At 34.8% G+C, this 22,861-nt stretch carries 22 protein-coding genes and 1 tRNA gene; 9 read left to right on the top strand and 14 right to left on the bottom strand.

The window, feature by feature from the left end:
• Positions 1 to 208: 208 nt before the first annotated feature.
• The 3 genes from FHP04_RS03010 to FHP04_RS03000 form a co-directional block, all read right to left on the bottom strand.
• Positions 209 to 282 (bottom strand) — tRNA-Asn (locus tag FHP04_RS03010).
• A 161-nt stretch (positions 283 to 443) separates the two neighbouring features.
• Positions 444 to 1,775: an RIP metalloprotease RseP gene (gene rseP, locus FHP04_RS03005; protein WP_139854394.1), complete on the bottom strand. Its 1,332-nt coding sequence runs from the start codon at positions 1,773 to 1,775 to the stop codon at positions 444 to 446.
• A gap of 228 nt (positions 1,776 to 2,003) precedes the next feature.
• On the bottom strand, positions 2,004 to 3,935 hold the full coding sequence (locus tag FHP04_RS03000; protein WP_139854392.1) for a M1 family aminopeptidase: 1,932 nt from the start codon (positions 3,933 to 3,935) through the stop codon (positions 2,004 to 2,006).
• A 123-nt stretch (positions 3,936 to 4,058) separates the two neighbouring features.
• Between FHP04_RS03000 and FHP04_RS02995 the strand changes: the two genes are divergently transcribed.
• The 4 genes from FHP04_RS02995 (at position 4,059) to FHP04_RS14495 (ending at position 7,526) form a co-directional block, all read left to right on the top strand.
• A complete protein-coding gene (locus FHP04_RS02995) occupies positions 4,059 to 4,733 on the top strand; it encodes an SCO family protein (protein ID WP_139854390.1) in 675 nt (224 codons plus the stop codon).
• A gap of 174 nt (positions 4,734 to 4,907) precedes the next feature.
• Entirely contained in the window at positions 4,908 to 5,132 is a 225-nt protein-coding gene (locus FHP04_RS02990) for a FeoA family protein (RefSeq protein WP_139854388.1), read from the top strand.
• Between the two features lie 40 nt (positions 5,133 to 5,172).
• Positions 5,173 to 7,272 carry a ferrous iron transport protein B gene (gene feoB, locus FHP04_RS02985; RefSeq protein WP_139854386.1) on the top strand — a complete coding sequence of 700 codons (2,100 nt, stop codon included), beginning with the start codon at positions 5,173 to 5,175 and terminating at the stop codon, positions 7,270 to 7,272.
• A 107-nt stretch (positions 7,273 to 7,379) separates the two neighbouring features.
• Entirely contained in the window at positions 7,380 to 7,526 is a 147-nt protein-coding gene (locus FHP04_RS14495) for a hypothetical protein (protein ID WP_158319109.1), read from the top strand.
• 215 nt (positions 7,527 to 7,741) lie between these two features.
• Here FHP04_RS14495 and FHP04_RS02980 read toward each other — a convergent pair whose 3' ends face one another.
• The 7 genes from FHP04_RS02980 to FHP04_RS02950 all read right to left on the bottom strand — a co-directional run bounded on the left by FHP04_RS02980 (position 7,742) and on the right by FHP04_RS02950 (position 13,581).
• Complete coding sequence (locus FHP04_RS02980) at positions 7,742 to 8,155, bottom strand: hypothetical protein (protein WP_139854384.1); 414 nt, start codon at positions 8,153 to 8,155, stop codon at positions 7,742 to 7,744.
• A 139-nt stretch (positions 8,156 to 8,294) separates the two neighbouring features.
• Positions 8,295 to 9,455, bottom strand: coding sequence for a metal ABC transporter permease (locus tag FHP04_RS02975; RefSeq protein WP_139854382.1), 1,161 nt, complete (start codon positions 9,453 to 9,455; stop codon positions 8,295 to 8,297).
• Positions 9,448 to 10,572 (bottom strand): metal ABC transporter permease, encoded by a 1,125-nt coding sequence (locus FHP04_RS02970; RefSeq protein WP_139854380.1) that lies wholly within the window; start codon positions 10,570 to 10,572, stop codon positions 9,448 to 9,450. The genes FHP04_RS02975 and FHP04_RS02970 overlap by 8 nt, the downstream gene beginning before the upstream one ends.
• Before the next feature lie 48 nt (positions 10,573 to 10,620).
• Positions 10,621 to 10,980: a four helix bundle protein gene (locus tag FHP04_RS02965; protein WP_139854378.1), complete on the bottom strand. Its 360-nt coding sequence runs from the start codon at positions 10,978 to 10,980 to the stop codon at positions 10,621 to 10,623.
• A 116-nt stretch (positions 10,981 to 11,096) separates the two neighbouring features.
• On the bottom strand, positions 11,097 to 11,834 hold the full coding sequence (locus FHP04_RS02960) for a metal ABC transporter ATP-binding protein (protein WP_139854376.1): 738 nt from the start codon (positions 11,832 to 11,834) through the stop codon (positions 11,097 to 11,099).
• A 141-nt stretch (positions 11,835 to 11,975) separates the two neighbouring features.
• Positions 11,976 to 12,884, bottom strand: coding sequence for a metal ABC transporter solute-binding protein, Zn/Mn family (locus FHP04_RS02955; RefSeq protein ID WP_139854374.1), 909 nt, complete (start codon positions 12,882 to 12,884; stop codon positions 11,976 to 11,978).
• A 43-nt stretch (positions 12,885 to 12,927) separates the two neighbouring features.
• A complete protein-coding gene (locus FHP04_RS02950; protein WP_139854442.1) occupies positions 12,928 to 13,581 on the bottom strand; it encodes a metal-dependent transcriptional regulator in 654 nt (217 codons plus the stop codon).
• 196 nt (positions 13,582 to 13,777) lie between these two features.
• On the opposite strand from FHP04_RS02950, the gene FHP04_RS02945 reads away from it, so the two are divergent.
• Together FHP04_RS02945 and FHP04_RS02940 are read left to right on the top strand one after the other, a co-directional pair.
• The gene (locus FHP04_RS02945) at positions 13,778 to 15,223 is read left to right on the top strand and encodes a leucyl aminopeptidase family protein (protein WP_139854372.1); all 1,446 of its coding nucleotides are present in this window, start codon (positions 13,778 to 13,780) and stop codon (positions 15,221 to 15,223) included.
• Between the two features lie 56 nt (positions 15,224 to 15,279).
• Entirely contained in the window at positions 15,280 to 15,597 is a 318-nt protein-coding gene (locus tag FHP04_RS02940; protein WP_139854370.1) for a hypothetical protein, read from the top strand.
• 17 nt (positions 15,598 to 15,614) lie between these two features.
• Here the strand turns inward: FHP04_RS02940 and FHP04_RS02935 are convergent, their stop codons facing one another.
• From FHP04_RS02935 to FHP04_RS02920, 4 genes are all read right to left on the bottom strand, one after another.
• Positions 15,615 to 18,293: a carboxypeptidase-like regulatory domain-containing protein gene (locus FHP04_RS02935; protein WP_158319108.1), complete on the bottom strand. Its 2,679-nt coding sequence runs from the start codon at positions 18,291 to 18,293 to the stop codon at positions 15,615 to 15,617.
• On the bottom strand, positions 18,278 to 19,063 hold the full coding sequence (locus tag FHP04_RS02930) for a GLPGLI family protein (RefSeq protein ID WP_139854366.1): 786 nt from the start codon (positions 19,061 to 19,063) through the stop codon (positions 18,278 to 18,280). Before FHP04_RS02930 ends, FHP04_RS02935 begins: the two co-directional genes overlap by 16 nt.
• 9 nt (positions 19,064 to 19,072) lie before the next feature.
• The gene (locus FHP04_RS02925) at positions 19,073 to 19,300 is read right to left on the bottom strand and encodes a hypothetical protein (protein WP_139854364.1); all 228 of its coding nucleotides are present in this window, start codon (positions 19,298 to 19,300) and stop codon (positions 19,073 to 19,075) included.
• Positions 19,301 to 19,405: 105 nt separating this feature from the next.
• On the bottom strand, positions 19,406 to 20,137 hold the full coding sequence (locus tag FHP04_RS02920) for a TerB family tellurite resistance protein (protein WP_139854362.1): 732 nt from the start codon (positions 20,135 to 20,137) through the stop codon (positions 19,406 to 19,408).
• Positions 20,138 to 20,412: 275 nt separating this feature from the next.
• Here FHP04_RS02920 and FHP04_RS02915 point away from each other — a divergent pair, with 275 nt between their 5' ends.
• The 3 genes from FHP04_RS02915 (at position 20,413) to FHP04_RS02905 (ending at position 22,738) form a co-directional block, all read left to right on the top strand.
• Positions 20,413 to 20,823, top strand: coding sequence for a BrxA/BrxB family bacilliredoxin (locus FHP04_RS02915; protein ID WP_139854360.1), 411 nt, complete (start codon positions 20,413 to 20,415; stop codon positions 20,821 to 20,823).
• Between the two features lie 321 nt (positions 20,824 to 21,144).
• Positions 21,145 to 21,888 (top strand): lysophospholipid acyltransferase family protein, encoded by a 744-nt coding sequence (locus FHP04_RS02910; RefSeq protein WP_139854358.1) that lies wholly within the window; start codon positions 21,145 to 21,147, stop codon positions 21,886 to 21,888.
• 169 nt (positions 21,889 to 22,057) lie between these two features.
• The gene (locus tag FHP04_RS02905) at positions 22,058 to 22,738 is read left to right on the top strand and encodes an HD domain-containing protein (RefSeq protein WP_139854356.1); all 681 of its coding nucleotides are present in this window, start codon (positions 22,058 to 22,060) and stop codon (positions 22,736 to 22,738) included.
• The last annotated feature ends 123 nt before the right edge of the window (positions 22,739 to 22,861 follow it).

Genomic DNA, 22,861 nt, shown 5'->3' with positions numbered 1-22,861 from the left:
ATGCAAAGATAAAAGCATTTAGGGCACAATTTAGAGGAGTGAAAAACGTAGAATTCTTTCTGTATAGATTAACAACGATTTTTGCATAAACACAACAATTGTTCTTGATCCCGTAAAACCTTGAAAAACTATCTGAATGCAAGATGTAAACACAATATTCCATAATACTATAAAACAAAAAACCCAGACGGTTGTCTGGGTTTGTTTGCTCCTCTTCTTGGGCTCGAACCAAGGACCCTCTGATTAACAGTCAGATGCTCTAACCAACTGAGCTAAAGAGGAATTTATGTCTTGCCTTTGCTAGCTTTTGCTTGCTATTACAATCTCTTAGATTGCGTAGGCGGGTGCAAATATAAGCCTTTTTTACATTCATCAAAATAAAAAATATAAAAATTTAAAAATTTTAACTTTTTTATCTTTCTGTTTAAACTTGCAGATTTCTATTATTCAAATAACCAGCGATATATGTCATTTCCATTGGCGAAAAGAACCAAAGCAATTAATATGAAAAATCCAACCATTTGAGCATACTCCATAAACTTATCGTTAGGTTTTCTGCCTGAAATCATTTCATATAATAAAAACATTACGTGACCTCCATCCAAAGCAGGAATAGGCAGAATGTTCATGAAAGCTAATATAATAGATATAAGCGCGGTTGTTTCCCAAAACCTCACCCAATCCCAAGCTTCTGGGAAAAGGTTACCAATGGCTCCAAAACCTCCAACCTTAGTAGCTCCTTTCTTAGTGAATACATATTTAAATTGCGATGCATAATCCTTCAGCGTATTGTAACCATAACCAAAACCGCCAACAATACTTTCACCTAGAGTATATTCCACCTTAGTCTGTCCCACTTGTGAAATAACTTCTTTCCTAGAAAACGTTACGCCAAAAGTCCCTTTGTCATTAGGTATAACTCTTAAAGTGTCTAACTTATTAGCTCGTTCTACAACCAATATGTTTTCATTTCCTTTGTTGGCTTCAGCTAAACGCTCAAATTCATCGTGATAAACAATATCTTGACCGTTAAGTGAAATAATTTTATCAGAGGTAAGTAAACCTGCATTTTGAGCTGGATAACCATCCCAAATTGAATCTAAAACAATTTTTTGTCTTGGTAAAAACGGAAAGTGCGTGTCATTCTGAAACATTTTTGTTCCAGCGTCATCAGGTACTGATATTGTTTCAATAGTTCCATCTGCATGTTTTACCTCAACCGAGGAAACATCGCGTAAAAACATATACTTGTTGATTTTCATTACATCTTCAAACGGCTCTCCATTCACTTTTAAGATATGATCTCCATTTCGGAAACCGTATTCTTCAAATTGCTCTGTAACTGCAAAACCTTGAGGAATATCTTCGTTGGTAGTAATACTACTTCCGTTGAAATACAGAAGACTCATATAAATAACAAAACCAACAATAATATTAACTGTAACCCCACCAAGCATAATAATTAGTCGCTGCCAAGTTGGTTTACTTCGAAACTCCCATGGTTGTGGCGGTTGTGCCATCTGTTCCTTGTCCATACTCTCGTCAATCATTCCGGATATTTTCACATAACCTCCTAAGGGCAACCAACCGATTCCGTAAACGGTTTCGCCTATTTTCTTTTTGAAAAGTGAAAATTTCACATCAAAGAAAAGATAGAATTTTTCAACTCTAGTTTTAAAAAGTTTTGCGGGAATAAAATGCCCTAACTCGTGAAGGACAATTAACAATGAAAGACTTAAAAGTAATTGTATAGCTTTAACAGCAAATGGACTCATAATTTCTTGAATAGATATTTATATAAAATAGTCGCGATTTTAAATAGGACACTTAGTCAAAAATCGAACCAATTCTTCAATTTTTCTAAGCAGTACAAATATAGCTCCATTGAAAAATCGCACAAAAGTAATCTTTTAGAGCTTGCAAAAAAAATAAGCGGATGTGTTACTTCTTATTAATTAATGAAATATACCTGTATAACTTCAATCGCTTTTGGAAGAAACAAACTACTCTTTTACTATGGTTTTATTGATAACCCCTTCGGATGTTTCTATCTGAAAAAATAAAATTCCACTTGATAAGTCTGAAACATTGATACTTTCTGAAAAAGCTTCAGCATAAAGTAATTGACCTAAGGCGCTAAATATTCTAACTTGAGAAACATTTAATGATTCAGATTTACTCAATTTGATTTCGATTGATGTGGGGTTTGGATACAATACAATTTGATTTTCTAAATTGAATTCATTAATCCCTAAAATTACTTGGTCATTTCTTGAAATAATATCATTTTCAGGATCGAATTGAACGTTTTGTACGGTAAAATTTACAGCCGGCTGAAAGTTTTGCCCATTAAAAGTATTATCAAGAACAATGTCTAATGTTTCACCTTGCGTCCCTGTCAATCGCAAAGGCACAGGTACTTCAAAATAAGATACTGAGGAATGACTTTGCGACTGATTTATTCTCACATTAATACTCCCTGTAGTTGTTTGATTCCAACTGATATTGAAACTTGGATACCCTTCGCCATAAACCCAATCATTAAAAAATTCGGAAAGGTTTTCACCACTTGCATTTTCTAAGTTTCTAATTAAATCAGGCGTTTTTGCGTATCCATAAGAAAGTAATGGATCTGACAAATAATCTTGTAAGCCTTGAAAAAATACTGCATCTCCTAATTTCTTCCGAAGCATATGAATTACCATTGCCCCCTTACTATAAGAAAGCCTGCTGTTAAAAATTCGCCCCACAGTAGTGGTGTCTTGAGCAGGAATGTAAACCGACCCATTTGGAGCATCGGTAATGTAGGAGGTTTGGTCTTGTTTCCAACTATTAAAAGCACCTGAGCCGTCAAGACTTTCTACAACCATTCCCGACATATATGTAGCAAAACCTTCATTTAACCAGATATCCTGCCAGCTTCCACAAGTAACTTTATTTCCAAACCATTGATGACCTAATTCGTGAGCTATCAATCCACGAGAAAATCCACCCATAAAAGAAACAGTGGTATGTTCCATACCTCCGCCCCAACCAAATTGAGCGTGACCATATTTTTCTTCAGCATATGGATACGGCTCAAACTTGTCGGCAAAAAGATTCATGATATCAACCGTTACAGGAGTTTGGGTTTGCACATAACTTAAATCTTCTGGATAAACATAATTGACTATTTCAAATGGATTTCCATTGTTATCAACAGTATGCGAATACACCGAGTAGTTTGTTACTGCAATGGCAACCAAATATGCTGGAATTGGATATTGATGACGAAAATGAGTGGTTTTATTATTTCCATTTACCGTCTGATTTATTTCTAAACCATTGGAAACAGCAATATATTCCTCATTTGAAGGATTATATCGTGGTGTAGTGAGATATACATCAAGTAATTCTATTTTGTCTATTAAGTCTTGCTTACAAGGCCACCAAGCTTTTGCTCCAAAAGGTTCCGATAAAGTCCATAAAACAGGATCGCCTTGATGAGTTGCTATCTCAAAAGATCCAAAGCCAGAACTTATCGGGTTACCAGAATAACTTATAGACAGTGAATCTAAAACACCTTGATTTTGAATCTGTGGTAGTGTAATTACAACCTCATCATTACTGTTTTGGGTGAATGAAAGCGAAACTCCTCTTTGTTTTACTTCTGAAACGGTCATATTATCGACCAATTCAAAAACAATAGAACTCATATTTTCTTTTGCTTCAAAATGTGAAGTTACTTTTCCACTTATATAAGCTTGAGTAGGATTTACATTTAATTCTAAGCGCGCGTATTTTAAATCGTAATTGCCTGTATTCATATTGCGTTGTGGAGCAAAATGACCACTTGCCGATTTTGCTTCAGCTTCACTAATTTCGTCCAAATAATGATTTTGTGAAAATGCGATGAAGGATATAAATAGGAAAAACGGAAGAACTAAATGTTTCATTTCTGTGATATTAAAAGCGGTGACTGAATACCGCTAAATTAAGGTGTTAAATGTATTCATTTTGATAGTTTTAGGGCTTATTTTTGCGGTTTAATATAAATCATCAGTCTAAAATCTTACAATATGCTTACTTTTTTTAAGAAGTATAAATTCTTTGGAATTGTTTTTCTTATCATTTCAATTATCATAATTACCATTATATATTCTGTAATGAAACCGAAAGAAGTGCTACGCGTTTATCAACCTGCCGATGTAACAGCAGAATTAGTAGACACGACAATGCAATACGTAAAAAAATACCACACTATCGCCGATTTTAGCCTTCTAAACCAAAATGGAAAAACGGTAACACAAGATGATTATGCCGATAAAATTTATGTGGCCGATTTCTTTTTTACTACGTGCCAAACCATCTGCCCTATTATGACAGACCATATGGTAAAAATTCAAGAGGAATTAAAAGACGACGATGAAATTTTACTACTATCTCACACCGTTACTCCCGAAATAGATAGCGTGCCTCAACTTAAAAAATATGCCGTTGAAAAAGGGGTTAATGATGCTAAGTGGAATTTGGTTACAGGGGATAAAAAAGAAATTTACGACCTCGCTCGAAAATCATACCTCGCTGCAAAAGACGTTCCTTATGAGGAGTACGATTTAATTCACACCGAAAACTTCGTACTTGTTGATAAAAAGAAACGCATTCGTGGGTTTTATGACGGTACAGACCCGCAAGCTATCGAAACACTTCTTCACGATATTGAAGTTCTAAAAAAGGAAGATTCAGAAAGATAGTATTGTAGCTTTTCAATTGAATAATCTAAAAGCTTTCCCTTTCTGGGTGCAAGTGAATACAATAAAGGAGAGAAATCTTAAAAAAGAGGTCAAAATTTTCTGATTCGTGAGTTCTGAATTCTGAATTAAAAAACTTACTTTTGCCTTGTTTAAATTCAATCTAAATAAATAGAAGTGCTAACAATCGCATCTTTAAAGAAAGGACAACGCGGAATTATCAAAGAATTTTCTGTTGATGTAGTTCCGTTGAAGCTACTAGAAATGGGCTGCCTTCCGGGCAATGAAGTCACTTTGGTTCAAATTGCTCCATTTAGAGATCCATTGTATTTAAACATAAATGGAAGTCATTTAGCTATCCGTTTAGAAATGGCTTCTAAAATTGAGATTGACCTGATATAACAACAAAACTGCATTCGCACCAAGTTAATGGAGCTGAAATATGGCAAAACAAATTAACGTAGCACTTATTGGAAACCCAAATACCGGAAAAACCTCTGTTTTTAATAGGTTGACTGGAATGAACCAAAAAGTGGGAAACTACCCTGGAATTACTGTTGAAAAGAAAGAAGGTACATGCAAATTTGGACGTAATTGTAAAGTTCATATTCTAGATTTGCCCGGAACTTACAGCTTAAACGCTTCTTCTTTAGATGAAAATGTTGTTATTGAGCTTCTTTTAAACAAAAATGATAAAGATTTCCCTGATGTAGCTGTGGTAGTTGCCGATGTTGAAAACCTGAAGCGAAACCTTTTACTTTTCACCCAGATAAAAGACTTAGGAATCCCTACCATTCTAGCCATTAATATGTCGGATAGGATGAAACGTAAAGCAATTACGCTTGATGTTCCCTTACTTGAGAAGAAACTAAACACTAAAATTGCACTTATCAGTTCAAGAAAAAACCTTGGATTTGATTACTTAAAAGAACTGATTGAAAACTACAATCAGCTTCCTACTAAACCTTGCTTGAATGCATCTAATATTGCCCCTGAGTATTTCGATAGATTGCAAAAAGCTTTTCCTAATCAGGACCTTTACAAACTGTGGCTTGTAATTACGCAAGATGTAAACTTTGGAAAATTAGACCGAAACGAGCTGCAAGGGGTAGCATCCTTTAAAACAGAATCAACAAGTAATCTTAAACGCCTTCAGCAAAAAGAAACTATCGCGCGGTATAAGTTTATTAATGAAACTTTAAAAGAAACGCTACATGTAGACACTGCTAAAGCGAAGGATTTAAGAAGTAGATTAGACCGAGTTTTAACCCATAAAGTTTGGGGATATGTCATTTTCTTCGGAATTCTTCTGCTCATTTTTCAAGCAATTTTTGATTGGAGTGCGTACCCAATGGACTTTATAGACAGTTCGTTTGCTTCGTTAAGTGAGTGGGCAAAAAACACATTACCTCCGGGCGATTTTTCAAGTTTAATTGCAGAAGGAATTATCCCTGGCTTGGGAGGAATTGTAATATTTATCCCACAGATAGCCTTTCTTTTTCTGTTTATTTCAATTTTAGAAGAAACAGGATATATGAGTCGTGTGGTTTTTCTTATGGACAAACTTATGCGACGTTTTGGTCTTAGCGGGAAAAGTGTGGTACCCCTAGTAGCTGGTACTGCTTGTGCTATTCCTGCAATAATGGCCACGCGAAATATTGAAAATTGGAAGGAACGACTAATCACTATTTTAGTTACGCCTTTTACAACTTGTTCTGCTCGACTTCCTGTTTATTTAATAATCATCTCTTTGGTGATTCCCGATACAAGGGTTCTCGGTATTTTCAGCTTACAAGGTCTAACCTTAATGTTTATGTATATTTTAGGGTTTGGCGCGGCAATTTTATCGGCCTATATCCTAGATAAAATTTTGAAAGTTAGAAGCAAGAGTTTCTTTGTAGTAGAAATGCCTAACTATAAAGTGCCATTAGCGAAAAATGTAATAATCACAGTAATTGAAAAAACCAAAGCTTTTGTTTTTGGAGCTGGTAAAATTATTTTGGCTATCTCCATTATTCTTTGGGTTTTAGCTTCATATGGCCCAGGAGATTTTAACGATGCAGAGGAAATTGTAAAAAGTGAATACGCTTCTCAAAATCTATCGGATGATGATTTAGAAATGCATATAAATTCTTTCAAACTTGAGCATTCCTATATCGGTCATGTTGGCCAATTTATAGAACCAGCCGTAAGGCCTTTAGGCTACGATTGGAAAATAGGGATTGCCTTAGTGAGCTCATTTGCTGCAAGAGAAGTATTTGTAGGAACGCTAGCTACAATTTACAGCGTGGGTAGTGATGACGAACAAACTATAAAAAGCAGAATGGCAGCCGAAGTAAACCCAGTATTAGGCGGGCCATTATTCAATTTTGCTAGCGGAATTTCGTTGCTTTTATTTTATGCTTTTGCAATGCAATGTATGAGTACACTTGCCATTGTAAAAAAAGAAACTAACAGTTGGAAATGGCCTATGTGGCAGTTAGTTGTAATGACCGTTATTGCTTATGTGGTGTCTCTAGCTGCTTACCAGTTCTTGAGGTAATTTCCCTGCTAGCACCTTCCCCTATTTCAGGGGAAGGTGGCATCTATTCTGCGAAGCAGAAATAGATGGTGGAAGGGGTAAAGTAATAATTTTAAAAATAAAATATTATGCAAACAATACTAGTAATAATAGCATTTTTACTTGCAGTTGGATTTTTAATTACAACATTCATCTGGAATCCTTTTAAAACAAGTAAAACTTCAAAAAATAAAATTGGAGATCATTCCGACTGCAGTAAATGTAGTTTTCATTAATTTTTATTGAACAAGTGCTATTATGATACTTATAGGACTTTCCGTATCTTTGTACTATGCAAACAATCTTAGTTTTAATCACCTTTTCTTTAGCCGCAGGCTTTTTACTTAAAAAGTTTGTCTGGAACCCTATTTTTGAATCCCGCCAAAACTCTAGCAACACCTTAGATGGAGGAAAAATTAAGTGTGGAAAGAAGGACTGTGGGTGCCACTAATTAGCTATTTTTCTCCTCACAAATCAACAATACATAACCAGTATCTTTTCCAGTACTTTCAGATGTTGGATAAGGATTTAGCGTTAAACCATTAATTACAAATTTATCTGAAGTAAAGAGATTTGTGTTCTTTTCTTCTCCAGGTCTTGTTTCACCAAAAATCAAGGTTACTTCCTCGGTTTTCCCATTTGAAGTTACTTCAGCTTTTACAATAGCTCTTCCTGCCCACATACAGTTCACACCTTCAGGACAACGAGAATCTTCAATCACTTCTAGAAATTTTACTGAAACACCTTTTAAAACTACCGTTTCACCTTCTGGTATCTTTACCCCTATTTTAGGAGTTTTAGGTGAATCTTGTCCAAAAGAAAGACTTGAAATAAGAATTAATATAGCAAATAGTGAGTTTTTCATAGTTGTGAAATTTATAATTTTTAAAGATAATTAAAAATATTCTACTTTTTGTTTTTAAAAGAATACCAATAATTACGAAGTTTTATCAACTTCCAGCCTTTTCCTATAGCCATTGAAAGCACTCGTACTTTCAAAATGCTTAGCCTCTAAACAAAAAGAAATCATCCTTTATGTTTTCAATTTTATCGTCTCTGTTAGTAAGGATATAATCTAAGGCCTTACCGGTAAACTCCTTTCCTTTTTCAGTAAGGGAAACAATGTGGTTGTCAATGGTGATCATATTATTTTTTAACGCCAGATCCACCACAGATTTCGATCTAACTTTTTGCCAATTTATGTGCTCTTGCAAGTGATTTATATGACGTTCGCTCTTTTCTGTATGATTATTTAAATGCAGTAAAAAAGTAATTAACGAAACTTCTGTTCGCTGTTGTTTTTGTCTGTATAAAACTGAAATCAAACCTTTTTTAGGTGCGAATAAATAAACAAGTAGGAAAACAATTCCTAATACAGTTGTCATAGAACCCGATATAGAAGCATCCAATAAATGTGCCAACCAATATCCAGCTATTGCAGAAAACACTCCAAACACAACAGATAAAACCAACATTCTTTTTAAATCGTTGGTAAGTAAATAGGCAGTTGCTGCGGGTGCAATCATTAAGGCTACTACCAAAATAGCTCCTACTGCATCAAAGGCACCAACTATGGTTACTGAAGAAACAGACATAAGTCCATAGTGCAATACAACCGGTGAAAACCCTAAGGCTGACGACAATCCTACGTCAAAAGTGCTCACTTTTAATTCTTTAAAAAACAGAATTAGAAGTGTTATAGAAACTAGTAAAACTCCGCCCATCACCCAAAGTGATTTTGGCCCCATATCCATTCCTGAAATAAACATTCTATCGAAAGGCGCAAAGGCAAGTTCTCCTAATAGAACAGCATCTACATCTAAGTGTATATCGTTGGCGTTCTTGGCGATTAAAATAACCCCAATACTAAACATAGTAGGAAAAACTAAGCCTATGGCCGTATCTTCCTTCACTAAGCCCGTTTTTTGAATTACCTCAACAAGAATCACAGTTATGACTCCTGTAAGCGCAGCGAATAATATAAGTAAAGGCGAGTTTAAATCTTGAGTGATGAAAAATCCAATTACAATTCCAGGTAAAATTGAGTGACTAATAGCATCGCTTATTAATGCCATTTTCCTAAGAACTAGAAAAACTCCAGGTATAGCACATGCAACTGCGACAATAGCTGCGATTAGTTGTATTTCCAGCTGTGGATTACTCATCTTTTAATTGTTGGTTATATAAGTTTTTAGCTTCTTCAAATCCAATATTGGTCAAAGACCACTCTTGGCCTTTTAATGTTATCCATTCTTTTTCTTCCATTTTACGAAGGGAATTTTTAGAAAATCCTTGGAAATTATTTAAAATACGAATGGCGTGTGGATGTGAAATATTTTGATGCGTTTTTGCAATATCGTACATAAACTGAAGTGTTTTCTTCAATTGTAAGTCATTTCTGTTTTGTCTAAATCGGATTTCTCTAAATACAATTCCTCTACCTGGTGAGAAGATAAATGAAAACAATACGAATACTGCGGCTACTAATACAATTACTGGTCCTGTGGATAGGTTGTTTTGAGTTGCGCTAATTGCAGTTCCGAATATCCCTGCTAAAGCGCCAATTATAGCCGCTAAAATTACCATAGTGCCTAGACTATTTGTCCATTGTCTAGCAGCAGCAGCAGGCGCCAATAGCATTGCGCTCATTAATACCACTCCTACTGTTTGAAGTCCGAGAACAATAGCCAAAACAATGAAAAACGTAATAAGTGAATCGATAAATCGCACATTAAACCCTAGGGTTTTAGTGTAATCCATATCAAAAAGCATTATTTTAAATTCTTTCCAGAAAAGCAGAAGTATTATTAAACACACTCCTGTAACACCAATCATTATGAACACATCACTTTCAACTAGTGTAGCTGCTTGTCCAAATAAATATTTATCTAATCCTGCTTGATTGGCATTAGATTGTTTTTGAATATAAGTAAGCAACAACATTCCAAAACCAAAAAACAACGACAACACCAATCCCAGGGCAGTATCACTCTTTAAGTGGGTTTTTGTTGTGATACCTCGTATCCAGAAAGCTCCAATCAACCCACAAATTAATGCTCCCATTAATAAAATGTAAGTGTCCTTTGAACCCGTAATTAAAAAAGCAATTGCGATTCCTGGTAAGGCTGCGTGCGAAATTGCATCTCCTAACAGACTTTGCTTTCGAAGCACTGCAAAACTCCCTAACATCCCGCAAATAGCCCCCAACACCGCAGTCCCCAACGTAATAGTTCGCAGGGTATAATCGGTCCAGAGTAGATTAAAATATTCACTTATTGACATTGGTCTTTGGTCTTTGGTCTTTGGTCTTGTAATTTGAAAAATTAAAATTTACTTCAAATATTTTTGAAGATTTGTAGTCATTTTTGCTATTTGCGAAAGTGTTAATCGAGTCTCATTATTAGTTTCAGTAGTAATAAATTTTTGTCTGGTTGCAATTGTTGAACATACAACACATTCTTTAATGGAGCCTTGAGCGACATTTAAAAACCTATTAAACTGTGCATCTGTATCTCCTGCTCCTTCTGCAATATTTAACGCAATAGACTGTGCTGCTCTTCGATATTGAGTTGTTAAACCAAAACGTTCGTCGTTAGGAAATTCCTTGGTAATTTTATAAACTTCATCAACAAAATCTAATGACTTTTGATAAACTCGCAATTCCTCAAAACTAAATTTTACTTCTTCCATAGTGAATTAATTAAAATTATCCTGATCACTAATATACATTCAACATTAAACTAACGACTAAAGACTAACGACTAAAGACTAACGACTAAAGACTACCGACTAAAGACCCTTATCCTCTATTTATTAACCGCCACCTTGTAATTAATCCCGTAGGTTTTTGTCAGGTTATCATCATTAAAAATATCTTTCACGGGGCCTGTTGCAATTTTCTTCACGTTTAAAAAAGTCACCCAATCAAAATATTCTGGAACGGTCTGGAGATCGTGATGAACTACAACGAGAGTTTTACCGGCTTTTCGTAATTCTTTTAAAATATTGATAATTGCAATTTCCGTTGTGGCATCCACACCTTGAAAAGGTTCGTCCATAAAGTATATAGAAGCGTTTTGAACTAAAGCTCGTGCCAAGAATATTCGCTGTTGCTGTCCTCCACTTAACTGACTAATTTGCCTACTTTTAAATGAAAGCATGCCCACCTTTTCCAAGGCTTCCAGAGCAGCTTTCTTTTCTTTTTGTCCAGGGCGTTTTATCCAACCTAAACTGCCATAGGTACCCATTAGCACTACATCTAAGGCTGTTGTAGGAAAATCCCAATCTACACTTCCTTTTTGAGGCACATAAGCTACAAGCTTACGTTGCTTATCGTAAGGTTTTCCAAAAATTGAAATACTCCCTGCAATGGGCTTTATTATCCCTAAAATAGATTTAATTAAAGTGGATTTTCCCGCACCATTAGGGCCTACTATAGCCATTAGCACACCTTCGGGTACCTCCAGATCTATATCCCATAGTACAGGTTTATAGTTGTAAGCAACCGTGAGGTCGTCAACACTTATCGCTAATTTTTCATTCATATTATTTAAATATTTAGGCCAATTCTTCAGCAAGATCAGAACATCGCAAGAAGGCCCGCGACGAAGTCTTGAACTACTTTTCTATACTTAAAGAATCCATTTTCATTGATTTCGTTTTCGTTTTCGATTTCGATTTCAAAACTATCGCAGCGCTTCCACTATTGTATTCACATTGTACTTAAACATTCCAATATAAGTTCCTTCTTCGGTCCCTGGATTTCCAAGAGCATCACTATATAAAGACCCTCCAATAGTGACATCGTGATTTTTTGAAAGAACGGCTTCACGAAGGGCTTCTATAGTACGACGCGGAACAGAACTTTCTATGAAAATCGCTTTAACTTTATTGTTGATAATAAAATCTGATAGTCTTTGAACATCTTGCACTCCAGCTTCTGTAGCTGTAGAAAGTCCTTGAAGACCTACCACTTCAAAGCCGTATTTATTTCCGAAGTAATTAAAAGCGTCGTGAGCCGTCACTAATATTCTTTTCTCCTTCGGAAGGGTTTCAATCTTGTCTTTGACTTCAATTTCTAACGCATCGAGTTTTTCTTGATAAACCCGATTGTTTTCACTGAAATAATCTAATTTTTCTGGATGTGCTTCAGATAATACGTCAGTTACTTTATTCGCAAACTGCTTAAAAAACTGAATATTAAACCAAACGTGTGGATCGTAATTGGAAGCAAATAATTTGGAGGAAATCAATTCGTCTTTATTAATGAACTCCCCCAACCCGATAGTTTTTTTACCACTAGCTTCCATTCGCTCAAATACATCTACTAGTTTTCCTTCTAAATGCAAACCGCTGTAAAATATTATCTCGGCATTGTAGAGTTTTGAAACATCGCCTTCACTTGCTTTATATAAATGCGGATCTACTCCAGCGCCCATCAAACCCTCCACCTGAACGGCATCACCACCAATATTTTTCACTAAATCGGTAAGCATAGTTGTAGTAGTTACCACTTTAATTTTACCATTATCCTCCGCAGCATTTTTGCAGCCAAAGAGAAGTATAGCTAAACCGATTATTAAAATTTTCTTCATTATTTATAATATTTTTTGAGCTATTTTATATAGTAAACAAACCTTAACTTGTCTGTACGTACAGGTTATCGGCAATTGTTTTTGATATAAAGAAGTTTTCATTTTGAACTTCAATAACCATTGAGCCATCAAAAAATTCTTTCCCCATTACCGTAATTCTTGTGCCTATACTGATATTTTTTTTATCTAAGTATTGCAAAAACTCCCCTGAGCTTTCTTTAACACCAACACAAATACCTATTTGATTTTTCTTTAATTCGGAAAGCAGCTTTTTCTCTGTTCGCTTCATTACTCCCTGCTCGTTTGGAATAGGATCCCCGTGAGGATCGAAGTCTGGGTTCCCCAAAAAATCGTCTAAACGATTAATTAATTCCTCACTTTTAATATGCTCTAATTGTTCAGCAATGTCGTGAACTTCATCCCAATGAAAATTGAGCTTTTCAACTAAAAAAACCTCCCAAAGTCGATGTTTTCTAATTACATCTGCAGCAATTTTTCTACCTTTTTCAGTTAGCTGAGCTCCTTTATATCGTTTGTAAACAAGCATTTTCTTTTCAGCCAGTTTTTGAACCATATCAGTCACCGACGAAGGTTTTGTTTCCATACTCTCTGCAATAGCATTAGTACTAACTTCTCCTTGGCTTTCTAGTTCTAAATGAAAAATCGCCTTTAAATAGTTTTCTTCCGCAAAAGTCATAACAAAATTAAGTTTATGCAAAGATATAATTTTTTTGGTTTAAAAAATATATTTAGATTAATCTAAAAGTTGTAGTCTAATGATGCTCATTTGCTTCTATTACACAGTAAATTCAAGTTCAAAATACTCACTGTATTCACTATCCAAAACATCAAAAATGTGTATATTGATTTTTTAATTTAAAAACTTGATCGACTTGAAAAACTCTTATTTAAACCTTGAATTAATCTCTTATAATTCAACTAATAATACCTCTAAGGACGCAGCAAAGGTTGTTTTCATTTCTGAAGAAAAACAATTGGAGAAGCACAATCTAAATTCTTCGTTATCGAAAAAGATTACTTCAATTTTCAAAAATGAAAAAGATGAAATTATTACCACATTTGAAGATTCACAAAGCTTTTGGGTGATTGCTACCACTGACGATGCTGAAAAAAATAGAAAACTCGGAATTTCTCTTTACAAAGCATTAGCAAAAGAAAATTCTGAAATTTCTATTCTGGAAGGCTTAAACAGTTTGACAGATAAGTCAAAAAACTCCTTTTTAGAAGGTCTACTTATGGGGAGTTATAAATTCAACCCTTACCTTAAAAAGAAAGAAAACAAAGAATTGAAAGTTTATGTTTCAAATGACGAATTTTCCGAAACCTCTCTCACTCAAGTAACTAATTTAATTAACGGGGTTGCATTAACTCGAACATTAGTAAATGAGCCGCCAAATAAATTGGATTCGGTTATGTTTTCTGAAAGAATAGCTGAAGCAGGAAAAAAGTACGGTTTTGACGTTGAAGTTCTTCAAAAGGATAAAATAGTGGAATTAGGTATGGGCGGACTTTTGGGTGTAAACCAAGGTTCGGAAGTTCCTCCTACTTTTAACATTATGACCTATAAACCTAAGAATGCAAGTAATAAGCAACCGCTTGTTCTGGTAGGTAAAGGTGTGACTTTCGACACTGGAGGGTATTCCTTAAAAACGGGAGGACATATGTCTACTATGAAATCGGATATGGGTGGAGCAGCAACTGTGGCTGGAATAATGGCAGCTGTAGCTAAAAATGAACTTCCATATTATGTAATTGGACTTGTACCTGCTACTGATAATAAAATCGATGGAAAAGCGCTTTTAGTGGATGATGTTATCACAATGATGGATGGCACCACGGTAGAAATTCAAAACACAGATGCTGAAGGTAGACTTATTTTAGCAGACGCTTTATCTTATGCCAAACAATATAAACCTGAACTTGTAGTGGATATGGCAACCTTAACCGGTGCAGCTGCGGCCATTACTGGACCTTTTGGAATAGCCATGGCTGGAAATAAGCAGGAGAAAATGGATGAATTAAAACAAGCCGGAGAAAACACCTACGAACGTCTTATTCAGCTACCGTTTTGGAAAGAGTTTGAAGAACTTCTTAAGAGTGATGTTGCCGATTTAAAAAACATTGGAGGTCCAGTAGGGGGTGCTAGTACAGCGGGGAAATTTCTAGAGCACTTTACTGATTACGATTGGATACACTTAGACATCGCTGGTCCTGCATTCTTAAAAGATGCGCAAGGTTCTAATCCTTCGGGAGGAACTGGAGTTGGTGTTCGACTTTTATACGATTTTATAAAGTTGAGAGCTAAAGAAGGTAATTAAGATGAAGTTTTAATTTTTGATTTCTGACTCTTTAGGAATTATAAAACTTTGGTGGTTTGAAAAAAGATGATGATAAAATAAAAGCTTTGCGATGGAGCTATGAAATAGTTGCCTCAGAGAAACTTGGTTCCATTAAAGATCGATCGTATGAAGAGCTAAAAGAAAAATTAGCTGGTTATTTGAACTCTTTAATGTTAAGCGATTATAATAAACTAATAGCTATTTTATATCGAATTGATATTTCACAAGAAAAAGCTGTGGCCGCACTTGCCGAAAATGCAGAAAAAGAATCTGCCGGAGAAACTTTGGCGCGTTTGATAATTGAAAGACAACTGGAAAAAGAAAAAACGAGGAGGAAATATAGAAGTTTTTAATTGTAGAGAATTAATTTCTATAAGCGAATGTTCGCTTTTAATAGAAGAAATCTCGGCAAAAGTTGATATTCGGATTTAAAAATTCCTGTATCGTCAATATTGATGTTTCTAAAAGTTTTGGTGTTCAACAGGTTTTTTCCAACCAATGATAAAGAAAGTCTGTTTTTTATGATTTGATACTTCCCTTCAAAGTCCATAAAGTAATAGGTATTATTATCTTTATCCAAATTTGAAAAATAATTCCTAGACGAATTCAAAGAGAGATTTAGCTTTTCCAATGGCTGGTACACTATATCCAAAAAGGTTCGGTTTGTAATATTTTTCTGTTTTATGGTGGTTTTGTATTCGCTATTAAACCATTCTGTTCCAATATGGAAATTGAGTGGCCCTATAAAAGCAGATCTTAATTCGCCGCCATAATTAAAGGTTGAAGAGCTTACCTTTCGCAAATTACCATTTACGCTATTCTGAAAATTCTGTTTGTTATATCCCAATTTCAGTTTTATGTTTGAAGCTAACCACTGGAGATAAATATTGGAATCTGTCTGGAAACTTATAAAATCCTTATCCTTTAAACGTATTAATTCATTTAAAGTGTAGTCTGGCGTAATCACCGATTTAGAACCGAGGTAATCATAATTTTTCACATAGATAAATGAAGTGTTCGCATAAAAAACACTTAATATAGTGCCTAAGGTATAATTTAAATAGAAGGTACTGGATCTTAAAGGTTCAATATTTTCCAAGCCCTTTGAAAATCGATTGTATTGGATAAGTACATATCCATTCTGAACACTTCTTAAGGAGGGGTTTTTGCTTTCATATTTAAAAAAGGAAAGAATGCGGTTGGTTTTGTTCAATTCCCAGTCTACAGTTATTTTTGGATTGATAAAGAATGGTGATGAATCAAGGTTTTGATCCTCAGCTTCTAGATGGTTAAAGTGCTTTGCGAAATGTACATTCCCCGTAAGCGCCACCGAACCCAATTTTAATCGATACGACGGTTCAAAAAAGATATTGAATTCTTTATATTTTGAATTATTCTGAAACTCTTCGGGTTTTTTATCAATACCGTCAAGCTTAAAAACAGAGTTATAGTCGTTATAAGTATAATCCAAGCCAACTTTTGCTTCCCACAAATCATTATTTGTTCTTCTAGTAAATAAACCGGCATCAAAACCGGCAGTATTTAAAGCCTGCCTACTTTCTTGGAAAACGCCGATAATTTGATTGTCATTCTGAAATAAATCCTCAAACAAAAATCGATTGTTCCCATAGTTTTGCGGATTATCCGAATGAACATAATATCCATTTATAAGCAGGGCTTGATTCGCTTTTAATTTGTTGATGTATTTAAATCTTTGATCTATTGTAAATGGATCTTCGTTTAAGTTTTCATTGGAAAGATCTGAGTTAAACTGGAGCGAAGTATTGGTTCGAGTACGATTGCCACTGTATTTTCCAGAATATTCTATTATTTCGGTTTTGGATTTGTCATAGGTTAATTGTGTGTTTGCAAATCCTGAGAATGTTTTTCCGTAAAGTCTATAATCTTCTGTGGTAGTAAAATCTCCTGTCGGTAAAAAATAGGTATCCGTAGATTTTCGGAAGAAATCGTTTTCGTCCCAATTTAAGAACCCGATGGTCTTTAATTTTAATTTTGGGCTTATGGTATAAATATCGCTTAGGGAGGCCATTTCGGCATTGTTGAAATTGGTACGCTCCTCGCCAACATCTGGTTTGTGATTTATCAAGTTAATAAATGATGCTGCTGTTTGAGTCTTCGCTGTACTGCCAAGTTCATTTCCTTCTCCCGAATCCATCATTTCCGAAAGGGCTGCCGTGGTCTCTAAACCAACATTGTTGAAATTGGTAAAGCCATAAAATTTATCTTTTTTTCTAAAGGAAATAATATTTGCACTGGCATCATACCTATTTTCGGAAGCAAGACCATAACCAGGTTTTAAGGAACCGAACAACTTATTTTTCACATTGTTCTTTAAGGTAAGATTAAGCGCCACTCGGTCGCTATCCTCAATCCCTTTTAATAATCGGTTATTAGAATATTTTTCATAAACCTCAACTTTATTAATTACCGTCGCATCTAGGTTTTTGGTAAGCAGTTTATATCCTTTTTCAAAAAGATCGTCGCCCTCAATCATCACTTTTTCAACTTCCTTGCCTCCTATTTTTATTTTACCATCACCATCCACATTAATTCCAGGGATGTTTTTTAGTAAATCTTCCACCGTTTCTTCATTTCCTTTTTTAAAGGCGTCTGCCTTAAAAATAATAGTGTCTTTTTTTATGGTTATTGCCTTTTCAGAATTTATTATTACCTCGTCCAGTGAAAAGGTCTCTTCTTTTAAAACCACGTTGAGATTGTAGTTTTTACCTTTTTCTAAGGAGAGCACTTCTGTCTTTTTTTGAAACGAAATGGAACTAAATGTCAGTTCAAAATTGCCAACTTTATCCGTTATTAGTTCATAGCTACCATTTTCTTGTGTAGTGGTAAAAGCAATTATGCCATCCTCATTTTGAGCTTTTAAAAAAACATTTACATAGGGAATGGGTTTTTGTAAAGTATCTGAAACCGTTCCAGAAACAAGGCTTTGGGAATAAGCAAAATTGCCCGATAACGAAAGTACCAGGCAATTTATAATCAATATGAAATATTTCTTTATTCTGTGTCCCACTCGTATTCTAATTCAATACCATTTCTTTTGATTTCAGATGAAACAAGTTTTGCACCTTTAGGTAAGCGTGCACGCATCGCCTGTATAACAGTAGATGATGCCTTGTTAGATTTTTCAATAAACTCTCGATGTTCAAGAATAGTATCAACAGAAGGTTTTTGAACTTTACTCTCTGCATTTTTAAATGGTATTTGTATATGTTCTGAGCTAAAATATACTTCGCCTGTTAAATCATAAACTTCCAGAATCAAGCCTGGTAACCCACTAAATTTCCACGGACCGAAAGAGAGCGGTATTTCACTTGTAAACCAAGCTTCATAATTTCTGCCTCTGAAAGTTGTAGTAGCTTTTTGACAATTATAGCCAGATATACCTTTAAATTCATCGAGCAATACCCACTTTATAGAAGCGTTGTCATCATAAAGATAGTACTTTAGAACACTGTTATTATATATTGGTTCTCTACATGTTATTGTACGACTATGTAAATTATTATAATATAAATTTCCAATTTCATCCGTCCCTACTTTAATGTTTATTTCAACATTTCTATTATTTCCTGCATCTTCTTTTGTATTTTGATCTTTCTCGGTTTTATTATTACGTTTTAGCTGAGGTTGATAAATAGAAGCATCTTTAGTAAAAAAAAGATTATTCTTAGTTTTGTTAACTTGACCTCCACCAAAATTCAATACCGATGAATAGACAATTTTTCCTGTTTGTGCATAAGAAACCGAAACGATTAAAAAAAATAATAAAAAATATTTCATACTAGATATTTAGCATGGAAGTGTAAAAGTTTCTACAATCACTTCTATCCAAGTACCGTGATTAATTGTCGTAATAACGGTTACTAAAATTTCACAATTATCGGAAATTAAATTTTCTGTTTCTGTAATTAATTCAATCCGATCAGTTTTTTCATTGTTTTCTATTAAAGTACTATTTGCTGCAAATGCTCCCAATGAAAACAAACAAAATGCTAATGTAAAAAATAATTTTTTCATAATGTTTAAAACTAAAGATTTATATTCAGTTATGTTGCAACTGTGTAAACATATCCTTTTTTTTTTACAAAAACAAAAATTTTTAACACTTTTTTATGATTTATTTTAAAACCCGCGCTCCTTCTGAATCTGCTCGTAAGCCTCCTGCACTTTCCTAAATTTTTCTTCACCCCCTTTTCGGTGGGCTTCATCCAAATGTGTAAGTTTATCGGGATGATATTTTTTCACCATGGTGCGGTAGGCCGTTTTAATTTCGGCAGCGGTTGCATTTCGGTCTATTTCTAGAATTTTATAGGCGCTGTCCGGATTTTTAAAGAACATCGCTTTTATACTTTCAAAATCACGTGCATGGACTCCTAAAAAACCAGCAATCCTATTTATTTCATTAACCTCAGCAGTAGAAACAGTGCCGTCTGCATTGGCAATACTGAACAAAAAATGAAGAATCTGCAATCTACTTTCATAACGCGTCCGTTGGCGTAGAAGCGTGCCGATAGTTTGGGCAGAAATCTCTCTGTTTTTAATTACTTCGTTAAAAACTCTAAAAGTGGCATTTGCCCGATCTTTCCCGTAAGCTTGAACAAAATACTGCCTTACAAAGTCTAACTCTGTCTGACTCACTTTCCCGTCGGCCTTAATCACTAATGAAGCTAAGGAAAGTAAGTTTAACTCAAAATCGGCTGGCGTAACTTGTTGGCGTGTAGATCCAAAAGAAGTTTGAAAAGTTTTACCTCTTACGCTTATGTTATCCAAGAGACTTCCAATAAAAAATCCTGCAATTGCACCTGGAAAACGGTATAAAAAATAACCTAAAACGGCTAATAACCAACGAAGCATAAACGTGAATTTTGTTTTTTTGAAGCGACAAAAGTACTGAATTAAAAAAACAAAACTCAAATTTCAAATAAAGGAAAACCACCAAACTTCAAAACCCAAAATCTAAATAAGTATAAGATTCTAAAAATATCACTATTTAAGATTTTCTAGACCTTTAAAGTTTCGAGCTTACAATTTGGGATTTTTTGGGATTTGGATTTTGTTATTTGGAACTTTTCTAGATAAGAATTAGTATCTTTGCATCAAAAATTTAATACACTTAAAAAAGAAATATTATGTACCCAGCAGAACTAGTAAAACCAATGCGTGAGGACCTAACTAAAGTAGGTTTTTCCGAATTATATACAGCAAACGACGTTGAAGAAGCACTAAAAAAAGAAGGAACTACTTTAGTAGTTGTTAACTCTGTTTGCGGATGTGCAGCTGCTAATGCTCGTCCAGGTGCTGCTATGTCTCTTCAAAACGATAAAAAACCAGATAACCTTGTAACTGTATTTGCAGGAGTTGACCGTGAAGCTGTAGATGCTGCAAGAGCACAAATGGTTCCTTTCCCTCCTAGCTCACCATCTATGGCATTATTCAAAAATGGTGAATTAGTACATATGTTAGAGCGTCATCACATTGAAGGGAGACCAGCTGATATGATTGCTGAAAACCTTAAAAATGCATATAACGAATATTGCTAAACAGAAATACATCCGGTGATTAAGCTGAACAAACCCTTAACCATAGTTATAGGCATTTTAGCTTTGGGAGCAATAGCTTACAACTTGTATGAAAACCCTAGTGTTTCGTATTTGTTAGGGAAGGAAGTAAATAACTGGCTTTATAGAGGCTTTTGGCTACTAATTGTTATCGTTAGCGTTTATAATTATATTTATATAGACCGAAATACACTAAAGAACAAGTCGAAGTCCAAAAAATAAAGTTTTTCAAAAAGGAGAACTGAAAATAAGCGAATACAAAAACCGTCTTAATTAAGGCGGTTTTCTTACTTTTGACAACCAATGAAAACACTTTTAAAAATTATTAGTTATCCTTTTACAGTATTGTTTTACCTGCTTTTCGGCATTACAATATTGATTTTTCACCCTATTCAATGGGTTGCTTTTAATTGGTTTGGATACTCAGCACATAAAAAAACTGTCGATATTTTTAACTGGACAATCCTGCGTTGTCTGCACGCTGTTGGAACTAGATTTCACGTTGAGATAAGTAATAATATTCCTATTAACGTACCTATTATAATTGTTTCCAATCATCAAAGTATGTGGGATATTTCGCCGATAAGTTGGTACTTGCGAAGGTATCACCCTAAGTTTATTTCAAAAATAGAATTGGGTAAAGGAATCCCTTCTATTTCCTACAATTTGCGTCATGGGGGCTCGATTTTAATTGACAGAAAAAATCCGAGACAAGCTATTGTTGAAATGGTTAAGTTTTCAAAATATCTTCAACAGCACAATAGAAGTGGAGTTATATTTCCTGAAGGAACACGAAGTAAAACCGGAGTTCCAAAGCCATTTAGAAGAACTGGATTGCAAACCCTTTTCAAAAAAATCCCTGAAGGATATGTAGTTCCCGTTACTATCAATAATTCTTGGAAATTACAGCGCAACGGGATGTTCCCAATTCAAATGGGGGTTTGTTTAGAGCTAATTGCCCACCCAGCATTAAAAATTTCGGATTATGAAGTTGAGGCCCTAATCGACCAGGTGGAAGAGACTGTGGTGTCAAAGATTCATAAATAAATGCTAGTGTTTTTTGAAAAGAAGCTAGACTCGCTCTGCCGCTAGAGCCTAGAAATTAAACTTAGAAACACTTAAATTATCGTATTTAAATGATGAATACGAAGAAAACCTACAAACTCCTTCCCAAGATTGCTACCTATTGTTTACACTTTGATTAATTCTTAAAATAATGACTTCAACATCCATTTTCGACGACGCTTCAGTAGAAGAAATAATCCGCAATACAATTGCATTTGTTAAGGATGAATTGAAAGATGCAGAAGGCGGACACGATTGGTTTCATATTGAAAGGGTTTACAAAAATTCAATACATATTTCCGAAGGCGAAAAAGTTGATAAAATTGTAGTTGCCTTAGGAGCTTTGCTTCACGATATAGCCGACTCAAAATTTCACAATGGAGATGATACTGTTGGGCCAAAAAAAGCGAGAGAGTTTTTAAAAACCCAAAACGTTGGCGAAGAAATCATCGAGCACGTGGTGAAAATCATAGAAAATGTTTCATTTAGTGGAGGTAATAAAACTCAGAAATTCACTTCCCTAGAACTCGAAGTTGTACAAGATGCAGATAGATTAGACGCCCTAGGAGCAATTGGAATCGCTCGTACTTTTAATTACGGAGGTTTCAAGAATAGAAAACTCTACGACCCCGAAATAACACCAAAATTAAATATGTCTCCTTCGGAATACAAAGCCTCTAACGCTCCCACTATTAACCATTTCTACGAAAAACTTTTGCTTCTAAAAGATAGAATGAACACCGAAACCGGACGTAAAATTGCGATAGAAAGACATGTGTTTATGGAAACATTTCTGGCACAATTCTACGCAGAATGGAATGGTAAAAAATAAAACTATGCGTCCTCTGTGTCTCTGCGGTGAAATAATTACCGCAAAGGCGTGAAGAGCGCAAACAAATGAAAAAACCTATCAAACTTGACGTCCAATAGGTTTTATAATTTCAGGATTTTTTTA

The sequence above is a fragment of the Aequorivita sinensis genome, assembly GCF_006346335.1.
Classification (GTDB): domain Bacteria; phylum Bacteroidota; class Bacteroidia; order Flavobacteriales; family Flavobacteriaceae; genus Aequorivita; species Aequorivita sinensis.
This window is presented reverse-complemented; position numbering and strand designations above follow the sequence as displayed.

What these genes read in the sequence shown, in the direction of transcription:
- rseP (WP_139854394.1), bottom strand. Translation starts at nt 1,775, where the DNA reads ATGAGTCCATTTGCTGTTAAAGCTATACAATTACTTTTAAGTCTTTCA.
- FHP04_RS03000 (WP_139854392.1), bottom strand. Translation starts at nt 3,935, where the DNA reads ATGAAACATTTAGTTCTTCCGTTTTTCCTATTTATATCCTTCATCGCA.
- FHP04_RS02995 (WP_139854390.1), top strand. Translation starts at nt 4,059, where the DNA reads ATGCTTACTTTTTTTAAGAAGTATAAATTCTTTGGAATTGTTTTTCTT.
- feoB (WP_139854386.1), top strand. Translation starts at nt 5,173, where the DNA reads ATGGCAAAACAAATTAACGTAGCACTTATTGGAAACCCAAATACCGGA.
- FHP04_RS14495 (WP_158319109.1), top strand. Translation starts at nt 7,380, where the DNA reads ATGCAAACAATACTAGTAATAATAGCATTTTTACTTGCAGTTGGATTT.
- FHP04_RS02980 (WP_139854384.1), bottom strand. Translation starts at nt 8,155, where the DNA reads ATGAAAAACTCACTATTTGCTATATTAATTCTTATTTCAAGTCTTTCT.
- FHP04_RS02975 (WP_139854382.1), bottom strand. Translation starts at nt 9,455, where the DNA reads ATGAGTAATCCACAGCTGGAAATACAACTAATCGCAGCTATTGTCGCA.
- FHP04_RS02970 (WP_139854380.1), bottom strand. Translation starts at nt 10,572, where the DNA reads ATGTCAATAAGTGAATATTTTAATCTACTCTGGACCGATTATACCCTG.
- FHP04_RS02965 (WP_139854378.1), bottom strand. Translation starts at nt 10,980, where the DNA reads ATGGAAGAAGTAAAATTTAGTTTTGAGGAATTGCGAGTTTATCAAAAG.
- FHP04_RS02960 (WP_139854376.1), bottom strand. Translation starts at nt 11,834, where the DNA reads ATGAATGAAAAATTAGCGATAAGTGTTGACGACCTCACGGTTGCTTAC.
- FHP04_RS02955 (WP_139854374.1), bottom strand. Translation starts at nt 12,884, where the DNA reads ATGAAGAAAATTTTAATAATCGGTTTAGCTATACTTCTCTTTGGCTGC.
- FHP04_RS02950 (WP_139854442.1), bottom strand. Translation starts at nt 13,581, where the DNA reads ATGACTTTTGCGGAAGAAAACTATTTAAAGGCGATTTTTCATTTAGAA.
- FHP04_RS02930 (WP_139854366.1), bottom strand. Translation starts at nt 19,063, where the DNA reads ATGAAATATTTTTTATTATTTTTTTTAATCGTTTCGGTTTCTTATGCA.
- FHP04_RS02925 (WP_139854364.1), bottom strand. Translation starts at nt 19,300, where the DNA reads ATGAAAAAATTATTTTTTACATTAGCATTTTGTTTGTTTTCATTGGGA.
- FHP04_RS02920 (WP_139854362.1), bottom strand. Translation starts at nt 20,137, where the DNA reads ATGCTTCGTTGGTTATTAGCCGTTTTAGGTTATTTTTTATACCGTTTT.
- FHP04_RS02915 (WP_139854360.1), top strand. Translation starts at nt 20,413, where the DNA reads ATGTACCCAGCAGAACTAGTAAAACCAATGCGTGAGGACCTAACTAAA.
- FHP04_RS02910 (WP_139854358.1), top strand. Translation starts at nt 21,145, where the DNA reads ATGAAAACACTTTTAAAAATTATTAGTTATCCTTTTACAGTATTGTTT.
- FHP04_RS02905 (WP_139854356.1), top strand. Translation starts at nt 22,058, where the DNA reads ATGACTTCAACATCCATTTTCGACGACGCTTCAGTAGAAGAAATAATC.